This is a genomic window from Arsenicicoccus cauae (assembly GCF_009707125.1).
In the GTDB taxonomy this organism is placed as follows: domain Bacteria; phylum Actinomycetota; class Actinomycetes; order Actinomycetales; family Dermatophilaceae; genus Arsenicicoccus; species Arsenicicoccus cauae.
This window is the reverse complement of record NZ_WLVL01000003.1, coordinates 65,731-82,273: the sequence shown is the minus strand read 5'-3', so window position 1 is coordinate 82,273 and position 16,543 is coordinate 65,731. Positions and strand designations below refer to the sequence as shown.

Here is a 16,543-nt window from a genome sequence, read left to right as displayed (position 1 = left end):
CCACCCCTGACCCCAAACCCTTTCACGACCTCACGACCTCAGGAGCTCGATGCTCGCCCTCGTCGGTCTGCACCTGCTCGCGGCCGTGTGCGCCCCGCTGCTCGTGCGGCTGTGGGGACCCCGAGCGTTCTGGCTTCTGGCGCTGCCGTCGGCCGCCACCGCTGGTCTCGCCCTGGCGCGCACCGGCGAGGCCACCGCGGGCCCCGTGCCGCGCGAGGACCTGACCTGGGTGCCGTCGCTGGGGTTGTCGGTGACGCTCCGCATGGATGCCCTCGCGTGGCTGATGTGCCTCGTCGTCGGGGTGGTGGGGGCACTCGTCCTGATCTACTGCGCGGGTTACTTCGAGCCCGACGAGCCGGGGCTGGACCGCTTCGCCGCGCACCTGACGGCCTTCGCCGGCGCGATGACCGGGCTGGTGCTGAGCGACAACCTCCTGGTGCTCTACCTCTTCTGGGAGCTCACCACCGTCCTGTCCTACCTCCTCGTGGGTCACTCCTCGCAGCTCGAGGACAGCCGCAACGCCGCCACCCAGGCGCTCGTGGTGACCACGGCCGGCGGCCTCGCGATGCTGGTCGGGATCGTCATGCTCGGCCAGAGCGCCGGGACCTATTCGCTGGTGACGATCCTGGCTCACCCGCCCGCGGGCCCCGGGGTGGCCGTCGCCGTGGCCCTGCTGCTCGTCGGGGCGATCACCAAGTCGGCGCTGGTGCCCTTCCACTTCTGGCTACCCGGGGCGATGGCCGCGCCGACCCCCGTCAGTGCCTACCTGCACGCCGCGGCCATGGTCAAGGCCGGAATCTACCTCGTGGCCCGGCTTGCGCCGGGCTTCCACGACGCCGCCACGTGGCACCCCGTCATCCTCGTGCTGGGCTGCGCCACGATGCTCGTGGGGGGCTACCGCGCGCTGCGGCAGGTCGACCTCAAGCTCCTGCTGGCCTACGGCACGGTCTCCCAGCTCGGCTTCCTCGTGGTGCTCGTCGGCACCGGGTCGGCCGAGGCCGCCGTGGCCGGGCTCGCCATGCTCGTCGCCCACGCGGTCTTCAAGGGTGGGCTGTTCCTGTCCGTCGGCGCGATCGACCACGCCACCGGCACCCGGGACATCCGGCAGCTGAGCGGGTTGCGCCGGCGCATGCCTGTCGTCTTCGCGGCCTCCGTCGCGTGCGCGGCGTCCATGGCGGGGCTTCCCCCGACCCTGGGCTTCGTCGGCAAGGAGGCGGTCTACGAGACCTACTGGCACGGCGGTCAGGCGTGGAGCCGGCCGGTGCTCGTCGTGCTCGTCATCGGCTCCATGCTGACCTTCGCCTACAGCGCTCGCTTCCTCCTCGGAGCGTGGAGCGACGTGCCGGGCCGGGAGGACACCCCCTACCACGCACTCCACGGCCCGGTCGTGTGGGTGCCGGCCCTCCTCGGGCTGGGCAGCGTGCTGGCCAGCCCCTTCCTCGGCGCCGCGCAGCACCTCGTCGAGCCGTATGCCGCAAGCTGGCCCCCCTCGGACCATCCCATCCACCTCGCGCTCTGGCACGGCCTGACGCCGGCCCTGTGGCTGAGTGTCCTCACGGTCGTCGTCGGCCTGGCGCTGGTGGCGGTGCGGCGCCCCCTCGAGACGGCCCAGCGCCGCCTGCCCCACCCCCCGGCCGCGGTGTCGGCATACCGCTGGGTGATGCGCGCCCTCGACCGAGGCTCGATCGAGGTGACCGGCGCGGCGCAGCGGGGGTCCCTGCCGCTGTCGCTGGGGCTCATCCTGGTCGTGTTCATCGGCCTCACCGTGGCCGGGCTGCTCGGCATCGGCGCGATGCCCCGCACCCGCTGGTGGGACACCCCTGCGCAGGCGGTCGTGGCCGTGGTGGCCGCCCTGGCATCCGTCATGGCCGTGCGGTCCCGGCGGCGGCTGCGCGGCGTCTTCCTCGTCGGGGTCACGGGCTACGCGAGCGCCGTCCTGTTCCTGCTCCACGGCGCCCCCGACCTCGCCCTGACGCAGGTCCTGGTCGAGACCGTGTCGATCGTGGTCTTCGTGCTCGTCCTGCGGCGGCTCAGCGGCAAGTTCAACGACAACCCGTCCCGCGGCAACCGCAGCCTGCGCATCGCGCTCGGCGTCGTGTCCGGGGTGCTGGTGAGCGGGGCCGCCCTCGCCGCCGCGGGGGCGCGCACGGCGCCCCCGGGGTCCGCCGGGTGGCCGGTGGGAGCGACGAGCTTCGGCGGCGGGGAGAACATCGTCAACGTCGCCCTGGTCGACATCCGAGCCTGGGACACCATGGGGGAGATCGCCGTGGTCCTGGTCGCGGCGACCGGGGTCGCCAGCCTGATCTACCTCAGCCACGACCGGGTCCTGGCGACCCGCAGGCGGCTCGACGAGGCCAGGCGTCTGCGCGACCGCACGCGGGAGGGCCGGCCCAGCTGGCTGGCCGTGCCCACGGGCGAGCGGACCGAGGAGCCGTCGCTAATCTTCGCCGTGATCACGCGGCTGATCTTCCCGGCCATCATGGTCTGGTCCCTCTACCTGCTGTTCGCCGGCCACAACAACCCCGGCGGCGGCTTCGCGGCGGGGCTGGTCGCCGGCCTCGCGCTCACCGTGCGCTACCTCGCCGGCGGGCGGGTCGAGCTGCGGGCCGCGCTCCCGCTCATGCCCGGGGCGCTGCTCGGCACCGGGCTGTTCCTGTCCGCCGGTTTCGGCCTGGTCTCCATGCTGGTGGGCGGTGACGTCCTGCAGAGCTGGGACGCGGACGTCGAGCTGCCGCTGGTGGGCCACCTGCACCTGGTGTCCTCGGTGTTCTTCGACATCGGGGTCTATCTCGTCGTGATCGGACTAATGCTCGACATCCTCAGGTCCCTCGGGGCCGCCCTCGACCGCGAGATCAGCGGGAGGGCCGGCCGATGACCGTCAACCTCACGCTCGTCGTCCTCGCCGGCATCCTCTTCGGCTCGGGCGTGGTGCTCCTCATGGCGCGCAGCCTGGTGCGAGCCCTGCTGGGCGTCCTGCTCATGAGCAACGGCGTCAACGTCGTCTTCCTCGTCGCCTCCGGCGCACCCGGGCGCGCACCCATCGTCGGCAAGGCCTCGGCGGACGGCGTGACCGTCGGTGCCGACGGCATCTCCGACCCCCTGCCGCAGGCCATGGTGCTGACGGCCATCGTGATCACGCTGGCGGTGACCGCCTACTGCCTGGCGCTCGCGCACCGGTCCTGGCAGCTCTCGTCGAGCGACAACGTCGAGGACGATCCCGAGGACACCCGGATCGGTCAGCTGGCCGACTCCGACCGGGTTCCCGACACCGACTACGCCGACACCACCGATCCGCACGCCCTCGCCGACGCGGCGACCGACGACCGGGGAGACCACCGATGATCGACCCAGGGCCGCTGGTGCCGCTGCCCGTGGTGCTGCCCCTCGTCGGGGCCGGGCTGACCGTCGTGGCGTCCGGGCAGCAGGCGGTGCAGAGGATGGTGAGCACCCTCGTGCTCACCGCCTCCGTGGTGGTCTCTGCGGTGCTCCTGTGGGGTGCCCACACCCGGGGCACGCTGGTGGTGAACGCCGGCGGCTGGTCCCCGGCCGACGGCATCGTCCTCGTCGTGGACCGGTTGTCCGGGCTGATGCTCCTGGTGTCCTCGACGGTCACCCTGGCGGTCATGCTCTACTCCATCGGGCAGGGCCGCGCCTCGGACGACAGCGAGCACGACGGGGGGGCGCCCCTCCCGATCTTTCACCCCACGATGCTCGTGCTCGCCGCCGGCGTCTCCACGACCTTCGTCTCCGGTGACCTGTTCCACCTGTACGTCGGTTTCGAGATGCTGCTGTTCGCCAGCTTCGTCCTGCTCACCCTGGGGGGCACGGCCTCCCGGGTGCGGGCAGGGGCCAACTACGTCGTCGTCAACCTGTTGTCCTCGTTGCTGTTCCTCGTCGCCATCGCGCTCGTCTACGCCGCCACGGGCACGGTCAACCTGGCGGAGCTGTCCGAGCGCCTCGGCGCCCTGCCCGCGGGCCAGCAGGGGCTCCTGCACGGCATGCTCCTCCTGGGCTTCTGCATCAAGGCCGCGGTGTTCCCCATGTCCGGCTGGTTGCCGGACTCCTATCCCACGGCGCCGGCACCGGTCACGGCGGTGTTCGCGGGACTGCTCACCAAGGTCGGCGTCTACGCCATGATCCGCACGCAGACCCTGCTCTTTCCCGACGGTCGCCTCGACGGCGTGCTGATGTGGGCCGGGCTGCTGACGATGCTGGTGGGCATCCTCGGTGCCGTCGCCCAGGACGACATCAAGCGACTGATCTCCTTCACGCTCGTCTCGCACATCGGCTATCTCGTCTTCGGCGTCGCCGTCGGCAACGAGACCGGGCTGTCGTCGGCCATCTTCTACACCGCCCACCACATCACCATCCAGACCGCGTTGTTCCTGGTCACCGGCCTGATCGAGGCTCGCGGCGGCTCCACCTCGCTCAGCCACCTGGGCGGGCTGGGGAGACTGTCGCCGGGGCTCGCCCTCCTGTTCTTCGTCCCCGCCATGAACCTCGCGGGCATACCGCCGTTCTCGGGCTTCCTCGGCAAGGTGGGGCTCATCCAGGCCGGGGTGGCGGCAGGCACCTGGCTCTCCTACCTCCTCGTCGCGGGGTCCGTGATCACCAGCCTGCTCACCCTCTACGCCATCAGCCGGGTGTGGGGCCGGGTGTTCTGGAGGTCGCCACGGGCCGCGGTGCCGGACGACGACGGGGGTGACGACGACGTGATCGTCGTCACCGGCGACAGCGCGGCCGAGGTGGTCGCCGGACGACGCCTGCCCCTCGGCACCGTCCTGCCGACCACGCTGCTGGTCGCGGTCAGCGTGGCCATCACCTTCGCGGCCGGCCCGCTCTACCACGTCACCGATGCCGCGGCGGGTCAGCTCGCCCAGCCGGACGGCTACACCGCCGCCGTCCTGCACGGGGTGTCGCGATGAGCAGCCGCGTGCGTCTCACCCCGACCCTCGGTCTCGCCCTGGTGTGGGTCCTGCTCTGGGGCAACGTCTCGTGGGGCAACGTCCTCGCGGGACTCCTGGTCGCCCTGGTGGTCCAGGTGCTCTTTCCCCTGCCGCACGTCATGTCCGGCTTCCGGGTCCACCCCTGGGGGCTGCTCGTCCTGGTCGGCACCTTCCTCAAGGACCTGGTCACGGCCAGCCTCGCGGTCGCCTGGCTGGCTGTGCGCCCCCGGCCGATCGGGACCGGAGCGGTGATCGAGGTGCAGCTCACGGTGCACGACGACCTGCTGCGCACCGTGGTGGCCGAGCTGACGTCCCTCGTGCCCGGCACGGTCGTGGTCGACCTCGACCCGTCGTCGGGGGTGCTGACGATGCACGTCCTGGACCGCACCGACCCCGCGGACCTGCAGGCCGAGCGGGAGCGGGTCGCCGCGCTGGAGCGCCGCGTGCACCGCGCACTCGGCAAGGACCCGGCGCAGCCGGGGCGGCATACCCGCGAGCACGAGGAGGCCGGACGATGACGGTGCTGGTGTGGCTGATCGTGACCATTCTGCTGGCGGCGGCGCTGCTCGTGCTCTGGCGCCTGGTGACCGGTCCCACGGTGCTCAACCGCACGCTGGCGAGCGACGTGCTCGTGGCGGTCATCATCTGTGCGCTCGGGGTGGAGGCGGTCGTGCGGGACCACTCGACGACGCTGCCGGTCCTCGTGTCCCTGTCGCTGGTCGGGTTCGTGGCGACGGTCGCCGTGTCGCGGTTCGTCGCCGGTGACTCCGACCTCGGGCTGCGGGAGGCCGGTCGGCCCGGGTCCGACGTGCCCGAGCCCGCCGAGGTCAGCGGCTTCGACGAGGACCAGGGTGTCGCCGACGACCACGGGGGCAACCGATGACCTGGACCGCCGTCGCCGACCTCGCCGCGCTCGTCTGCCTGGCCCTCGGGTCGCTGCTGTGCCTGTGCGCCGCAATCGGGCTGGCGCGCTTCCCCGACCTGCTCTCGCGCATGCATGCCGCGACCAAGCCGCAGACCCTGGGGATCCTGCTGGTGCTGCTCGGGGTCGGCATCGGTCGGCACTCCCCGCTCGACGTCGGGATGCTGCTGCTCGTCGCGATCTTTCAGATGGCGAGCGCCCCGGTCTCCTCGCACCTGCTGAGCCGGGCGGCGGTCCGCACCGGTCAGGTGCCCGGCGTGCGGGACGACGAGAAGGTCGAGCGGACCTAGCCGCCCGACCCTCCCTGGCCTCGCCCCGCGGAGAGGGTCAGAACAACCCGACCGTGTTGCCGTCGGCGTCGATGTCGATGCGCATCGCGGCGGGCGACTTCGACAGGCCCGGCATCGTCATCATCGACCCGCAGATCGCATAGACGTAGCCGGCACCGGCAGCGAGCCGCACCTCGCGGACCGGCAGGGTCCAGCCGCGGGGCGCGCCCTTGAGGGTCGCGTCGTGCGACAGCGACATCTGCGTCTTGGCGATGAGGACCGGCAGGTGGCCGTAGCCCTGGTCGGTGTACATCGCGAGGGCCTTGGCGGCGGCCGGGTCGAGCGAGATCCCGTTGGCGCCATACACCTTGGTGGCGATCTTGCGGATCTTGGTCTCCAGGGAGTCCTCGAAGTCGTAGGTCGGCGTGAAGTGGACCTCGTCGTTGCAGGCCTCCACGACCGTGCGGGCGAGGTCCTCCGCCCCGGCGCCACCGTCCTTGACGTGGGTGGAGACCGCGCAACGCGCGCCCATCTCCTCCGCGACGCGCCGGATCACGTCGTGCTCCGACGGGTGGTCGGTGGGGAAGGCGTTGATGGCGACGACCGGCTGCACCCCGAAGTCCTGGATGATCTGGATGTGCTTGCGCAGGTTGTCGCAGCCCGCCTCGACGTCCTCGGGCGACTCCAGCAGCATGCCCTCGGGCAGCGGCTTGCCGGCCTTGACCTCGTAGCGCCCGGAGTGGGACTTGAGCGCGCGGACCGTGGCGACGAGCACCGCGGCCTGCGGGGTGAGCCCGGCCGCCCGGCACTTGACGTTGAAGAACTGCTCGGCGCCCATGTCGGCGGCGAACCCCGCCTCGGTGAGCAGGATGTCGCCAGCCTTGATGCCGACGCGGTCGGCGATGATCGAGGAGTTGCCGATCGCGATGTTGCCGAACGGGCCGGTGTGGATGAGGGCCGGGGTGTGCTCCAGTGTCTGCATCAGGTTGGGCTTGAGGGCGTCCTTGAGCAGCACGCACATCGCGCCCGCCGCGCCGATCTGCTCCGCCGTGACGGGCCGCTTGTCCTTGGTGAAGCCGACGACGATGCGGCCGAGCCGCTCGCGCAGGTCCCGCAGCGAGGTGGCCAGGGCCATGATGACCATGACCTCCGACGCCGCGGTGATGTCGAAGCCGGCCTGGCGGGTCACGCCGTCCGTCTTGGCCCCGCAGCCCTCGATGATGTGCCGCAGCGAGCGGTCGTTGACGTCCAGGACGCGGCGCCACTGGATGTCGTCGAGCCCGAGCTCGTTGCCGAAGTGCAGGTGGTTGGCGACCATCGCGGCGAGCAGGTTGTGCGCCGCGGTGATGGCATGGAAGTCGCCCGTGAGGTGCAGGTTGAGCATCTCCATCGGCACGATCTGGCTGTAGCCGCCGCCGGCTGCGCCGCCCTTGACGCCGAAGACCGGGCCGAGCGACGGCTGGCGCAGCGCCAGCACCGGCTTGCGGCCGACGCGCGCCAGGCCCTGGGCGAGCCCGACCGCGGTGGTGGTCTTGCCCTCGCCGAGCGGCGTGGGGGTGATGGCGGTGATGACGACGTACTTCGCGTCGGGCAGGTCCCGCATCTCGTCGATGACGTCGAGCTCGACCTTGGCCACGTGCGGGCCGTAGGGGATCAGGTGCGAGGCGTCGATGCCGACGGTGGCGGCGACCTCGGGGATGGGGGCGAGATCAGCGGATCGCGCGATCTCGATGTCTGAGGGAAACGGCTTTGTGTCCACGACGGCGAGTATGTCGGACCGCCTCCACCCCCTCCCGGCCGGGGTCGCCCGGCCGGGAGGGGGTGCGGGCGGGACGGCGGCCCCCCGTCGAGGGGGCGCGGATGTCGCGTCCCGCGGCGGGTCGCCGGCCTGGGCGACCCCTCGCTCAGCGCTCACAGACGTAGATCGCGGTGCCGGGGATGAGTCGTCCCCGCAGCGGGCTCCAGCCGCCCCACACCTGCTCGTGCCCCGCCGGCCACTCGGGCTCGACCAGGTCCACGAGGCGCAGACCGGCGGCGGTGATCTCCCGCACCCGGTCGCCGAGGGTGCGGTGGTGCTCGACGTAGAGGGCGTTGCCGACGTCGTCCTCCTCGACGTAGGGGGAGCGGTCGAAGTAGGAGCTCGACGCGGTCAGCCCGGCCTCTCCCGGGACGTCGGGGAAGGCCCAGCGGATCGGGTGCGTGGTGGAGAAGGCGAACCTACCGCCCGGGCGCAGCACACGCGCCGCCTCCCGCATGACCGCGGCCGAGTCGGCGACGAAGGGCACCGCCCCGTAGGCGGTCAGCACCAGGTCGAAGCTCGCGTCCGCGAACGGCAGTGCGGCGGCGTCGCACGCCAGCAGGGGGAGCGGCGCCACCGGAGGCTGCCCCGCCCGTATGCCGTCCGCCCGCCGCGCATCGATGCTGCGCGCCTGCGCGAGCATCCCCGTGGACAGGTCGGTGGACACGACGACCGCCCCCTGGCCCGCCAGCCACCGGCCCCCCTGGGCCGCGCCCCCGCCGATCTCGAGGACGCGGAGCCCGACGAGTCGGTCGGCCGGGCCGAGGATCCGGGCGTCGTGCTCGCGCAGCCCCTCCGGGCCCCACACCAGGTCTGCGTCACCGAGGAAGGCCCCGTGCTCGGCGTAGTAGTCGCCCGCCTCGGCGTCCCACCAGCCCTTGTTGGCGCGGGCCGACTCGCCCTGGTCGGCGTCCCGCCGGCTGACGCCGGCGAAGCGACCGCGGTGGGCGCTCGTCATACTGCCTCCTGCTTTGACCGGTGCGTGACAGGACCGTTAGGGTAGACGGGTGTCTCGTGCGTGACCGCGCGCGAAAGCCGGCGGCCCGGGGCACGTGCACGATCCCACTTATTCAACCTGTCCACCATCGGAGTTCCTACTACATGACTGCCAGCCCGGTCGAAAAGACCGCCCCTCAGGTCGCGATCAACGACATCGGATCTGAGGAGGACTTCCTCGCCGCGATCGACGAGACGATCAAGTACTTCAACGACGGAGACATCGTCGACGGTGTCATCGTCAAGGTCGACCGGGACGAGGTCCTGCTCGACATCGGTTACAAGACCGAGGGTGTCATCCCGAGCCGCGAGCTCTCGATCAAGCACGACGTCGACCCGTCCGAGGTCGTTTCCGTGGGCGACGAGGTCGAGGCCCTGGTCCTCCAGAAGGAGGACAAGGAGGGTCGTCTGATCCTGTCCAAGAAGCGCGCCCAGTACGAGCGCGCCTGGGGCACGGTCGAGAAGGTCAAGGAGGAGGACGGCGTCGTCACCGGCACCGTCATCGAGGTCGTCAAGGGCGGCCTCATCCTCGACATCGGGCTGCGCGGCTTCCTGCCCGCCTCCCTGGTCGAGATGCGTCGCGTCCGCGACCTCCAGCCGTACGTCGGCAAGGAGATCGAGGCCAAGATCATCGAGCTCGACAAGAACCGCAACAACGTGGTCCTGTCGCGTCGCGCGTGGTTGGAGCAGACCCAGTCCGAGGTCCGCACCACCTTCCTCAAGGAGCTCGGCAAGGGCCAGGTCCGCTCCGGTGTCGTCTCCTCCATCGTCAACTTCGGTGCCTTCGTGGACCTGGGCGGCGTCGACGGTCTCGTCCACGTCTCCGAGCTGTCCTGGAAGCACATCGACCACCCGTCCGAGGTCGTCGAGGTGGGCCAGGAGGTCACCGTCGAGGTGCTCGACGTGGACATGGACCGCGAGCGTGTCTCCCTGTCGCTGAAGGCGACCCAGGAGGACCCGTGGCAGCACTTCGCCCGCACCCACGCCATCGGCCAGGTCGTGCCGGGCAAGGTCACCAAGCTCGTCCCGTTCGGTGCGTTCGTGCGCGTCGAGGAGGGCATCGAGGGTCTGGTCCACATCTCCGAGCTGGCCGAGCGCCACGTGGAGCTGCCGGAGCAGGTCGTCAACGTGGGCGACGACATCTTCGTCCGCGTCATCGACATCGACCTCGAGCGTCGCCGCATCTCGCTGTCGCTCAAGCAGGCCAACGACGCGTCCGTCGTCTCCGACGAGTTCGACCCGACGCAGTACGGCATGGCCGCCGAGTACGACGAGCAGGGCAACTACAAGTACCCCGAGGGCTTCGACCCCGAGACCAACGAGTGGCTCGAGGGCTTCGAGACCCAGCGCGAGAAGTGGGAGAAGCAGTACGCCGAGGCCCACTCGCTGTGGGAGGCGCACAAGACCCAGGTCGAGGAGGCCGCCAGGGCCGACGCCGAGGCTGCCGCCAACCCGGAGGCCCCGACGTCCTACTCCTCGGGCGGCTCCGGCTCCGAGAGCACGTCCGCGTCGTCCGTGTCGTCGTCCTCCTCGAGCGAGGGCACCCTCGCCTCCGACGAGGCGCTGGCCGCTCTGCGCGAGAAGCTCACCGGCTCCAACTGAGCCACCAGACCAGGCGCACCTCGCCCGGTCCCGGCCGACGGCCCCGTCCACCCCAGGTGGGCGGGGCCGTCGTCGTGCGCGTGGCGTCCCCGCCGCCGAGGATCACGGCGCCCCCCGGCGGGTGTCGGCGCCCGGGCGCGAGTAGCCTCTGTGCATGGTTCGCATCGGTCTGACAGGTGGTATCGGCTCTGGGAAGTCGACGGTGTCGCAGCGCCTCGGCGAGCTGGGCGCGGTGGTGGTCGATGCCGACCAGCTGGCTCGCGAGGTCGTCTCGCCCGGGTCGCAGGGGCTGCGGGCCGTCCGTGAGAGGTTCGGTGACGGCGTCGTGGGTCCGGACGGTGCGCTCGACCGCGGGGCCCTGGGCGGCATCGTCTTCGCCGACGAGCGGGCCCGGCGCGACCTCGAGGCGATCACGCACCCGCTGATCGCGCACCGCACCGGGCAGCTCATGGCCGAGGCCGGCGAGGACGCCATCGTCGTGCACGACGTGCCCCTGCTGGTCGAGAAGCACATGGGTCCGGCCTATCACCTCGTGGTGGTGGTCGAGGCCGACCACGAGTCACGCCTGCGGCGCCTGGAGGGGCGGGGCCTCAGCGGGCACGACGCGCGGGCCCGGATGGAGCACCAGGCCACCGACGAGCAGCGCCGCGCTGCCGCCGACGTGCTGATCGACAACAACGGGTCCGTCGCGGACCTGGTCACCCAGGTCGACCGGGTGTGGCAGGAGCGACTGCGGCCGTATGCCGACAACGTGCGCACCCGCACGCGGGCGCGTCGCCCGGACGTGCCCACCCTCGTGGAGTACGACGAGACGTGGCCCCAGCAGGCGGACCGGCTGATCGCCCGGATCAGCGCCGCGATGGGGGCGCGGGCCCCGGAGATCGAGCACATCGGCTCGACCGCGGTGCCCGGCCTGGCGGGCAAGGACGTCATCGACCTGCAGATCGGGGTGCCCGACCTGCACGACGCCGACGACCCGGAGTTCGTCCGCACCCTGGAGGACCTGGGGTTCCCGCGGTCCAAGGACAACACGATGGACAACGTCAAGGACGAGCTGCCCGACCCGTCGCTGTGGGTCAAGCGGTTCCACGGGTCCTGCGACCCGGGCCGGGTCGTGCACGTCCACGTGCGCGAGACGGAGGGGGCGGGCTGGCAGTACGCCCTGCTCTACCGCGACTGGTTGCGGTCCGACGCGCAGGCGCGCGCGGACTACCTGACCGAGAAGCACCGGCTGGCGGGCACCTGTGCCACGACGTCGGAGTACGCCGAGGCGAAGGAGCCGTGGTTCAACCACATCTGGCCGCGCATGCAGGCGTGGGCCCGCCGGACGGGGTGGCACTCCTAGCCGCCTCCGGGCACCTGTAGACACGGGGTCTGTCAGACCCGCGCTCTAGGCTGACGTCATGCGACCGACGACCGACCTGCAGCGGAGCGTGGCCCCCTTCCACGTGGTCTCCGAGTTCTCACCGTCCGGCGACCAGCCGAGTGCGATCGCGGAGCTGACCCGCCGCATCAAGGCGGGGGAGCAGGACGTGGTCCTGCTGGGTGCCACGGGGACCGGCAAGTCGGCGACGACCGCCTGGCTCATCGAGCAGGTGCAGCGCCCGACGCTGGTGATGGCGCCCAACAAGACCCTGGCGGCCCAGCTGGCCAACGAGTTCCGCGAGCTGCTGCCGAACAACGCGGTCGAGTACTTCGTGAGCTACTACGACTACTACCAGCCCGAGGCCTACATCGCCCAGACGGACACGTACATCGAGAAGGACTCGTCGATCAACGACGAGGTCGAGCGGCTCCGGCACAGCGCCACCAACTCGCTGCTGACCCGGCGCGACACGGTGGTCGTCGCGTCCGTGTCGTGCATCTACGGCCTCGGCACCCCGCAGGAGTACGTCGACCGCATGGTCCGCCTCAAGGTGGGTCAGGAGATCGAGCGCGACGAGCTCCTGCGCCGCTTCGTGACCATGCAGTACGCCCGCAACGACCTGTCCTTCACCCGGGGAACCTTCCGCGTGCGGGGGGACACGGTCGAGATCATCCCGCAGTACGAAGAGCTCGCCATCCGCATCGAGTTCTTCGGCGACGAGGTCGAGCGCCTCTACACCCTGCACCCCCTCACCGGGGAGGTCGTCCGTGAGGAGGAGGAGATGTACGTCTTCCCGGCGACGCACTACGTGGCTGGCGAGGAGCGCATGGAGCGCGCCATCAGCGGGATCGAGCGCGAGCTCGAGGCGCAGCTGGCGACGTTCGAGCAGCAGGGCAAGCTGCTGGAGGCCCAACGACTGCGGATGCGGACCACCTACGACATCGAGATGATGCGCCAGGTGGGTTCCTGCTCGGGCATCGAGAACTACTCGATGCACATCGACGGGCGCTCCCCGGGGTCCCCCCCCAACACGCTGCTTGACTACTTCCCCGAGGACTTCCTCCTCGTGATCGACGAGTCGCACGTGACGGTGCCGCAGATCGGCGCGATGTTCGAGGGCGACATGTCCCGCAAGCGCCAGCTCGTCGACCACGGCTTCCGGCTCCCCAGCGCGATGGACAACCGGCCGCTCAAGTGGGAGGAGTTCCTCGAGCGGATCGGGCAGACTGTCTACCTCTCGGCCACCCCCGGTCCCTACGAGCTGGCCAAGGGCGACGGCACGGTGGAGCAGATCATCCGCCCCACCGGCCTGGTCGACCCCGAGATCGTCCTCAAGCCCACCAAGGGCCAGATCGACGACCTGCTGCACGAGATCCGCGAGAGGACGGCCAGGGACGAGCGCGTCCTGGTCACCACCCTCACCAAGAAGATGGCGGAGGACCTCACCGACTACCTGCTCGAAAAGGGGGTCCGCGTCCGCTACCTGCACTCCGAGGTCGACACCCTGCGCCGCGTGGAGCTGCTGCGGGAGCTGCGGATGGGGGAGTACGACGTCCTCGTGGGCATCAACCTGCTCCGCGAGGGCCTCGACCTGCCCGAGGTCTCGCTCGTCAGCATCCTGGACGCCGACAAGGAGGGCTTCCTGCGGTCGGCCCGCTCCCTCATCCAGACCATCGGTCGCGCGGCCCGCAACGTGTCGGGCCAGGTCCACATGTATGCCGACTCGATCACCCCGTCCATGGAGGAGGCGATCAGCGAGACCAACCGGCGCCGGGACAAGCAGATCGCCTACAACCGTGAGCACGGCATCGACCCGCAGCCGTTGCGCAAGCGGATCGCCGACATCACGGACCTCATCGCCAAGGAGGAGGCCGACACCGAGGCGCTCCTCGGCAGCGGACGCGGTCAGTCGCGGGCCAAGGGCAAGGGGCGAGGCGCCGTCGCGGGCGCCGCGACCGGCGACAAGGGCGCGCTGATGCAGCAGGCCCGGTCGATGCCCGCGGCCGAGCTGGCCGAGCTCATCCAGGAGATCACCCAGCAGATGCACCAGGCGGCCGCCGAGCTGCACTTCGAGCTCGCGGCCCGGTTGCGCGACGAGCTCGGCGACCTCAAGAAGGAGCTCCGCCAGATGACGGAGGCGACGCGCTGACTCCGGATCCCCGGGGCGAGGGCGTGGAGGCCACCCCCGACCTGCTCGGCTGCTGCCTGGCCAAGCCCGGCGCCTGGCGCGACGAGGCCGACGAGTGGATCCGGCGCTACCCGCAGGACGCCTCGGTCTCGGCCTACATCGGCCGGCACGGGTGGAACGTCCTGCGCGTGGGGGGCCGGATCCCCGCCGACGAGATCCGCGAGGCGATGGAGGAGTCCTACGACCGCGTCGTGTCGGGCCTGCCGAGGAGCAGACGCCCGGCCTGAGCGGGCACGACACGAGGAACACCCGCGACTGTGAAACAATCACGCGATCGACCACGGAGGGGAGTATCCCCAACGCGGTGGCCTCGTCAGCACGGACCTGGACGGACGACCCTGTCCCAGGTGCCCGGGGCGCCGGTCCGCCTCGGGCGGGAGAGACCTCCGACGCATGGCCTCCCCCTCCCACCGAAAGGCCTCGTCCAACCGTGAACATCCCCACCTGGGTCTGGATCGCCTCCGTCGGCGTCACCGTCCTCTTCCTGGTCGTCGACGTCATCCACATGATGCGCAACCCGCACACCCCCACGATGAGGGAGTGCCTGCGCCACCTGGCCTTCTTCGTCGGGTCGGCCGTCCTGTTCGGCATCGGGGTGTGGTACTTCGCCGGCTACGACTACGGCCTGCAGTTCTTTGCCGGCTGGCTGACGGAGTACTCCCTGTCGATCGACAACCTGTTCATCTTCTTGATCATCATGAGCAAGTTCGCGGTCCCGGAGAAGCTCCAGCAGACCGCTCTGATGGTGGGCATCATGATCGCGCTGGTGCTGCGCGGCATCTTCATCGCGGTGGGCGCCACCCTCATCAACCAGTTCGCCTGGATCTTCTACCTGTTCGGCGCGTTCCTCATCTACACGGCGGTCAAGCTGGCGTTCGAGGGCGAGAGCGACGACGACGAGTACGAGGAGAACGCCTTCACCAAGTGGGTCACCCGGCGGTTCCCGGCCACCGACCAGTGGCACGGCCCCAAGATGTTCGCCCAGGTGGACGGCAAGCGGGTGATCACGCCCATGTTCCTGGTGATCCTGGCGCTGGGCACCACGGACCTGCTCTTCGCGCTCGACTCGATCCCCGCCATCTTCGGGCTCACCAAGGAGCCCTTCCTGGTGCTGATGGCCAACATCTTCGCGCTGATGGGTCTGCGGCAGCTGTACTTCCTCATCGGCGGCCTGCTGAAGCGGCTCGTCTACCTGGGTCTCGGACTGGCGGTCCTGCTGGCGTTCATCGGGGTCAAGCTCATCCTCCACGCCATGCACGAGAACACCCTGCCGTTCATCAACGGCGGCCACCACATCGAGTGGGCTCCGGAGATCCCGATCGCCGTGTCCCTGGGCGCCATCGTGCTGATCCTCGGCGTCACGACGATCGCCAGCCTGTGGAAGTCCAAGAAGGACGAGCGGGCGGGCCTGGAGCACTGACGGGCGTCATTCGGCCGTGAGCACCACGGCCGCGACCGGGCTCTGGACCCCGGGTCAGCCGATGTCGGCGGCCCGGGGTCTGCTCGTGCCCATGACGATGGCGCTCGCCACGACCACCAGCGTCATGCCGACCAGCTGCAGCCCGTCGAGAGTCTGGTGCAGCACGAGGAAACCCGCCAGGGCCGCGGTCGCGGGCTCGAGCGACAGCAGCACCCCGAACACCCGGGCGTCGAGGTGCCGCAGCGCAAGCAGCTCGAAGGAGTACGGGATCACGCTGGACAGGAGCGCGATGCCGAGGCCGCCGGCCACGACGGCGGTCGTCAGGCGATCGCCGTCCACGGTGGCGGCGCCCACGGGGATGACCAGCACCGCCGCCACCACCATGGCGAGGGTGAGCCCCTCCAGCCGGGCGAAGTGCCGCCCGACCTGCTGGCTGCACACGATGTAGGCCGCCCAGAAGGCGCCGGCGGACGCGGCGAACGCGATCCCCACGTGGTCGAGCTCGGCCCACGGCACCGTCAGGGCGCCGGAGATCAGGGCGATCCCTCCGAGTGCGGCCAGGACGGCCAGCGCGTCAGTCCCGCGTCGGGACAGGACCGCCGAGAGCGTCAGCGGGCCGACGAACTCGATGGTGACCGCGACCCCGATGGGCAGGCGCGCGAGGGACGCGTAGAAGGTGGAGTTCATCAGGGCCAGGCTGACGCCGAAGGCGACGACGGCCCACCACGCCTGGGGGCTGTGCCCGCGGACTCGGGGGCGCGCGACCACCAGCAGGACCAGGACGGCGAGCCCAAGCCGCAGGGCCACGGTGGCGGTGGGCCCGATCAGCGGGACCAGCAGGGCGGCCAGGGCGCCGCCGAGCTGGACGGACACGATGGCCGCGAGCACGAGCAGCAGCGGGGTGCTGCGACGGGTGGGGGCCGTCATTCGGTCCGACCCAGGCGTCCGAGGTCCTCGAGCCTGTCCTCGACGTATGCCGTGCCGAGGTGCTCGCGGATCGCGCGGGGACGGACGAGGTGGTGGGCGCTCACCCGCG

Annotated in this window: 14 protein-coding genes; 11 read left to right on the top strand and 3 right to left on the bottom strand. The window is 70.9% G+C overall.

The genetic code is table 11. The features are described from left to right. Nucleotides 1–49: 49 nt before the first annotated feature. From GGG17_RS00940 to mnhG, 6 genes are read left to right on the top strand one after another with little or no spacing between them, the layout of a single operon-like run. Nucleotides 50–2,875, top strand: a complete 2,826-nt coding sequence (locus tag GGG17_RS00940) for a Na+/H+ antiporter subunit A (RefSeq protein WP_154591932.1) — start codon at nucleotides 50–52, stop codon at nucleotides 2,873–2,875. After that, on the top strand, nucleotides 2,872–3,342 hold the full coding sequence (locus tag GGG17_RS00935) for a Na(+)/H(+) antiporter subunit C (RefSeq protein ID WP_154591931.1): 471 nt from the start codon (nucleotides 2,872–2,874) through the stop codon (nucleotides 3,340–3,342). The genes GGG17_RS00940 and GGG17_RS00935 overlap by 4 nt, the downstream gene beginning before the upstream one ends. Continuing rightward, nucleotides 3,339–4,925, top strand: coding sequence for a Na+/H+ antiporter subunit D (locus GGG17_RS00930; protein ID WP_154591930.1), 1,587 nt, complete (start codon nucleotides 3,339–3,341; stop codon nucleotides 4,923–4,925). The genes GGG17_RS00935 and GGG17_RS00930 overlap by 4 nt, the downstream gene beginning before the upstream one ends. Before the next feature lie 8 nt (nucleotides 4,926–4,933). Beyond that, nucleotides 4,934–5,464, top strand: a complete 531-nt coding sequence (locus GGG17_RS00925) for a Na+/H+ antiporter subunit E (protein WP_195849069.1) — start codon at nucleotides 4,934–4,936, stop codon at nucleotides 5,462–5,464. Further along, the gene (locus GGG17_RS00920; RefSeq protein WP_154591928.1) at nucleotides 5,461–5,829 is read left to right on the top strand and encodes an MrpF/PhaF family protein; all 369 of its coding nucleotides are present in this window, start codon (nucleotides 5,461–5,463) and stop codon (nucleotides 5,827–5,829) included. The genes GGG17_RS00925 and GGG17_RS00920 overlap by 4 nt, the downstream gene beginning before the upstream one ends. Then, nucleotides 5,826–6,158 carry a monovalent cation/H(+) antiporter subunit G gene (mnhG, locus tag GGG17_RS00915; RefSeq protein WP_154591927.1) on the top strand — a complete coding sequence of 111 codons (333 nt, stop codon included), beginning with the start codon at nucleotides 5,826–5,828 and terminating at the stop codon, nucleotides 6,156–6,158. The genes GGG17_RS00920 and mnhG overlap by 4 nt, the downstream gene beginning before the upstream one ends. Before the next feature lie 37 nt (nucleotides 6,159–6,195). Here the strand turns inward: mnhG and GGG17_RS00910 are convergent, their stop codons facing one another. Both GGG17_RS00910 and GGG17_RS00905 read right to left on the bottom strand, forming a co-directional pair. Next, nucleotides 6,196–7,896, bottom strand: coding sequence for a formate--tetrahydrofolate ligase (locus GGG17_RS00910; RefSeq protein WP_311966329.1), 1,701 nt, complete (start codon nucleotides 7,894–7,896; stop codon nucleotides 6,196–6,198). Nucleotides 7,897–8,041: 145 nt separating this feature from the next. Further along, entirely contained in the window at nucleotides 8,042–8,893 is an 852-nt protein-coding gene (locus GGG17_RS00905; protein ID WP_154591926.1) for a class I SAM-dependent methyltransferase, read from the bottom strand. A 143-nt stretch (nucleotides 8,894–9,036) separates the two neighbouring features. Here GGG17_RS00905 and rpsA point away from each other — a divergent pair, with 143 nt between their 5' ends. From rpsA to GGG17_RS00880, 5 genes are all read left to right on the top strand, one after another. Continuing rightward, a complete protein-coding gene (rpsA, locus tag GGG17_RS00900) occupies nucleotides 9,037–10,533 on the top strand; it encodes a 30S ribosomal protein S1 (protein WP_154591925.1) in 1,497 nt (498 codons plus the stop codon). Between the two features lie 154 nt (nucleotides 10,534–10,687). Next, the gene (coaE, locus tag GGG17_RS00895) at nucleotides 10,688–11,878 is read left to right on the top strand and encodes a dephospho-CoA kinase (protein WP_154591924.1); all 1,191 of its coding nucleotides are present in this window, start codon (nucleotides 10,688–10,690) and stop codon (nucleotides 11,876–11,878) included. Nucleotides 11,879–11,936: 58 nt separating this feature from the next. Continuing rightward, on the top strand, nucleotides 11,937–14,048 hold the full coding sequence (gene uvrB / locus GGG17_RS00890) for an excinuclease ABC subunit UvrB (protein WP_154591923.1): 2,112 nt from the start codon (nucleotides 11,937–11,939) through the stop codon (nucleotides 14,046–14,048). A gap of 23 nt (nucleotides 14,049–14,071) precedes the next feature. Next, nucleotides 14,072–14,314 carry an MmcQ/YjbR family DNA-binding protein gene (locus GGG17_RS00885; protein WP_311966328.1) on the top strand — a complete coding sequence of 81 codons (243 nt, stop codon included), beginning with the start codon at nucleotides 14,072–14,074 and terminating at the stop codon, nucleotides 14,312–14,314. 203 nt (nucleotides 14,315–14,517) lie between these two features. After that, complete coding sequence (locus tag GGG17_RS00880) at nucleotides 14,518–15,507, top strand: TerC family protein (RefSeq protein ID WP_311966327.1); 990 nt, start codon at nucleotides 14,518–14,520, stop codon at nucleotides 15,505–15,507. 54 nt (nucleotides 15,508–15,561) lie between these two features. Here GGG17_RS00880 and GGG17_RS00875 read toward each other — a convergent pair whose 3' ends face one another. Next, nucleotides 15,562–16,434, bottom strand: a complete 873-nt coding sequence (locus GGG17_RS00875) for an EamA family transporter (RefSeq protein ID WP_154591921.1) — start codon at nucleotides 16,432–16,434, stop codon at nucleotides 15,562–15,564. Nucleotides 16,435–16,543 lie beyond the last annotated feature (109 nt).

Coding starts and splice junctions, on each gene's coding strand:
- GGG17_RS00930 (WP_154591930.1), top strand. CDS start 3,339: ATGATCGACCCAGGGCCGCTGGTGCCGCTGCCCGTGGTGCTGCCCCTC.
- GGG17_RS00875 (WP_154591921.1), bottom strand. CDS start 16,434: ATGACGGCCCCCACCCGTCGCAGCACCCCGCTGCTGCTCGTGCTCGCG.
- coaE (WP_154591924.1), top strand. CDS start 10,688: ATGGTTCGCATCGGTCTGACAGGTGGTATCGGCTCTGGGAAGTCGACG.
- GGG17_RS00920 (WP_154591928.1), top strand. CDS start 5,461: ATGACGGTGCTGGTGTGGCTGATCGTGACCATTCTGCTGGCGGCGGCG.
- uvrB (WP_154591923.1), top strand. CDS start 11,937: ATGCGACCGACGACCGACCTGCAGCGGAGCGTGGCCCCCTTCCACGTG.
- GGG17_RS00905 (WP_154591926.1), bottom strand. CDS start 8,893: ATGACGAGCGCCCACCGCGGTCGCTTCGCCGGCGTCAGCCGGCGGGAC.
- GGG17_RS00935 (WP_154591931.1), top strand. CDS start 2,872: ATGACCGTCAACCTCACGCTCGTCGTCCTCGCCGGCATCCTCTTCGGC.
- rpsA (WP_154591925.1), top strand. CDS start 9,037: ATGACTGCCAGCCCGGTCGAAAAGACCGCCCCTCAGGTCGCGATCAAC.
- mnhG (WP_154591927.1), top strand. CDS start 5,826: ATGACCTGGACCGCCGTCGCCGACCTCGCCGCGCTCGTCTGCCTGGCC.
- GGG17_RS00940 (WP_154591932.1), top strand. CDS start 50: ATGCTCGCCCTCGTCGGTCTGCACCTGCTCGCGGCCGTGTGCGCCCCG.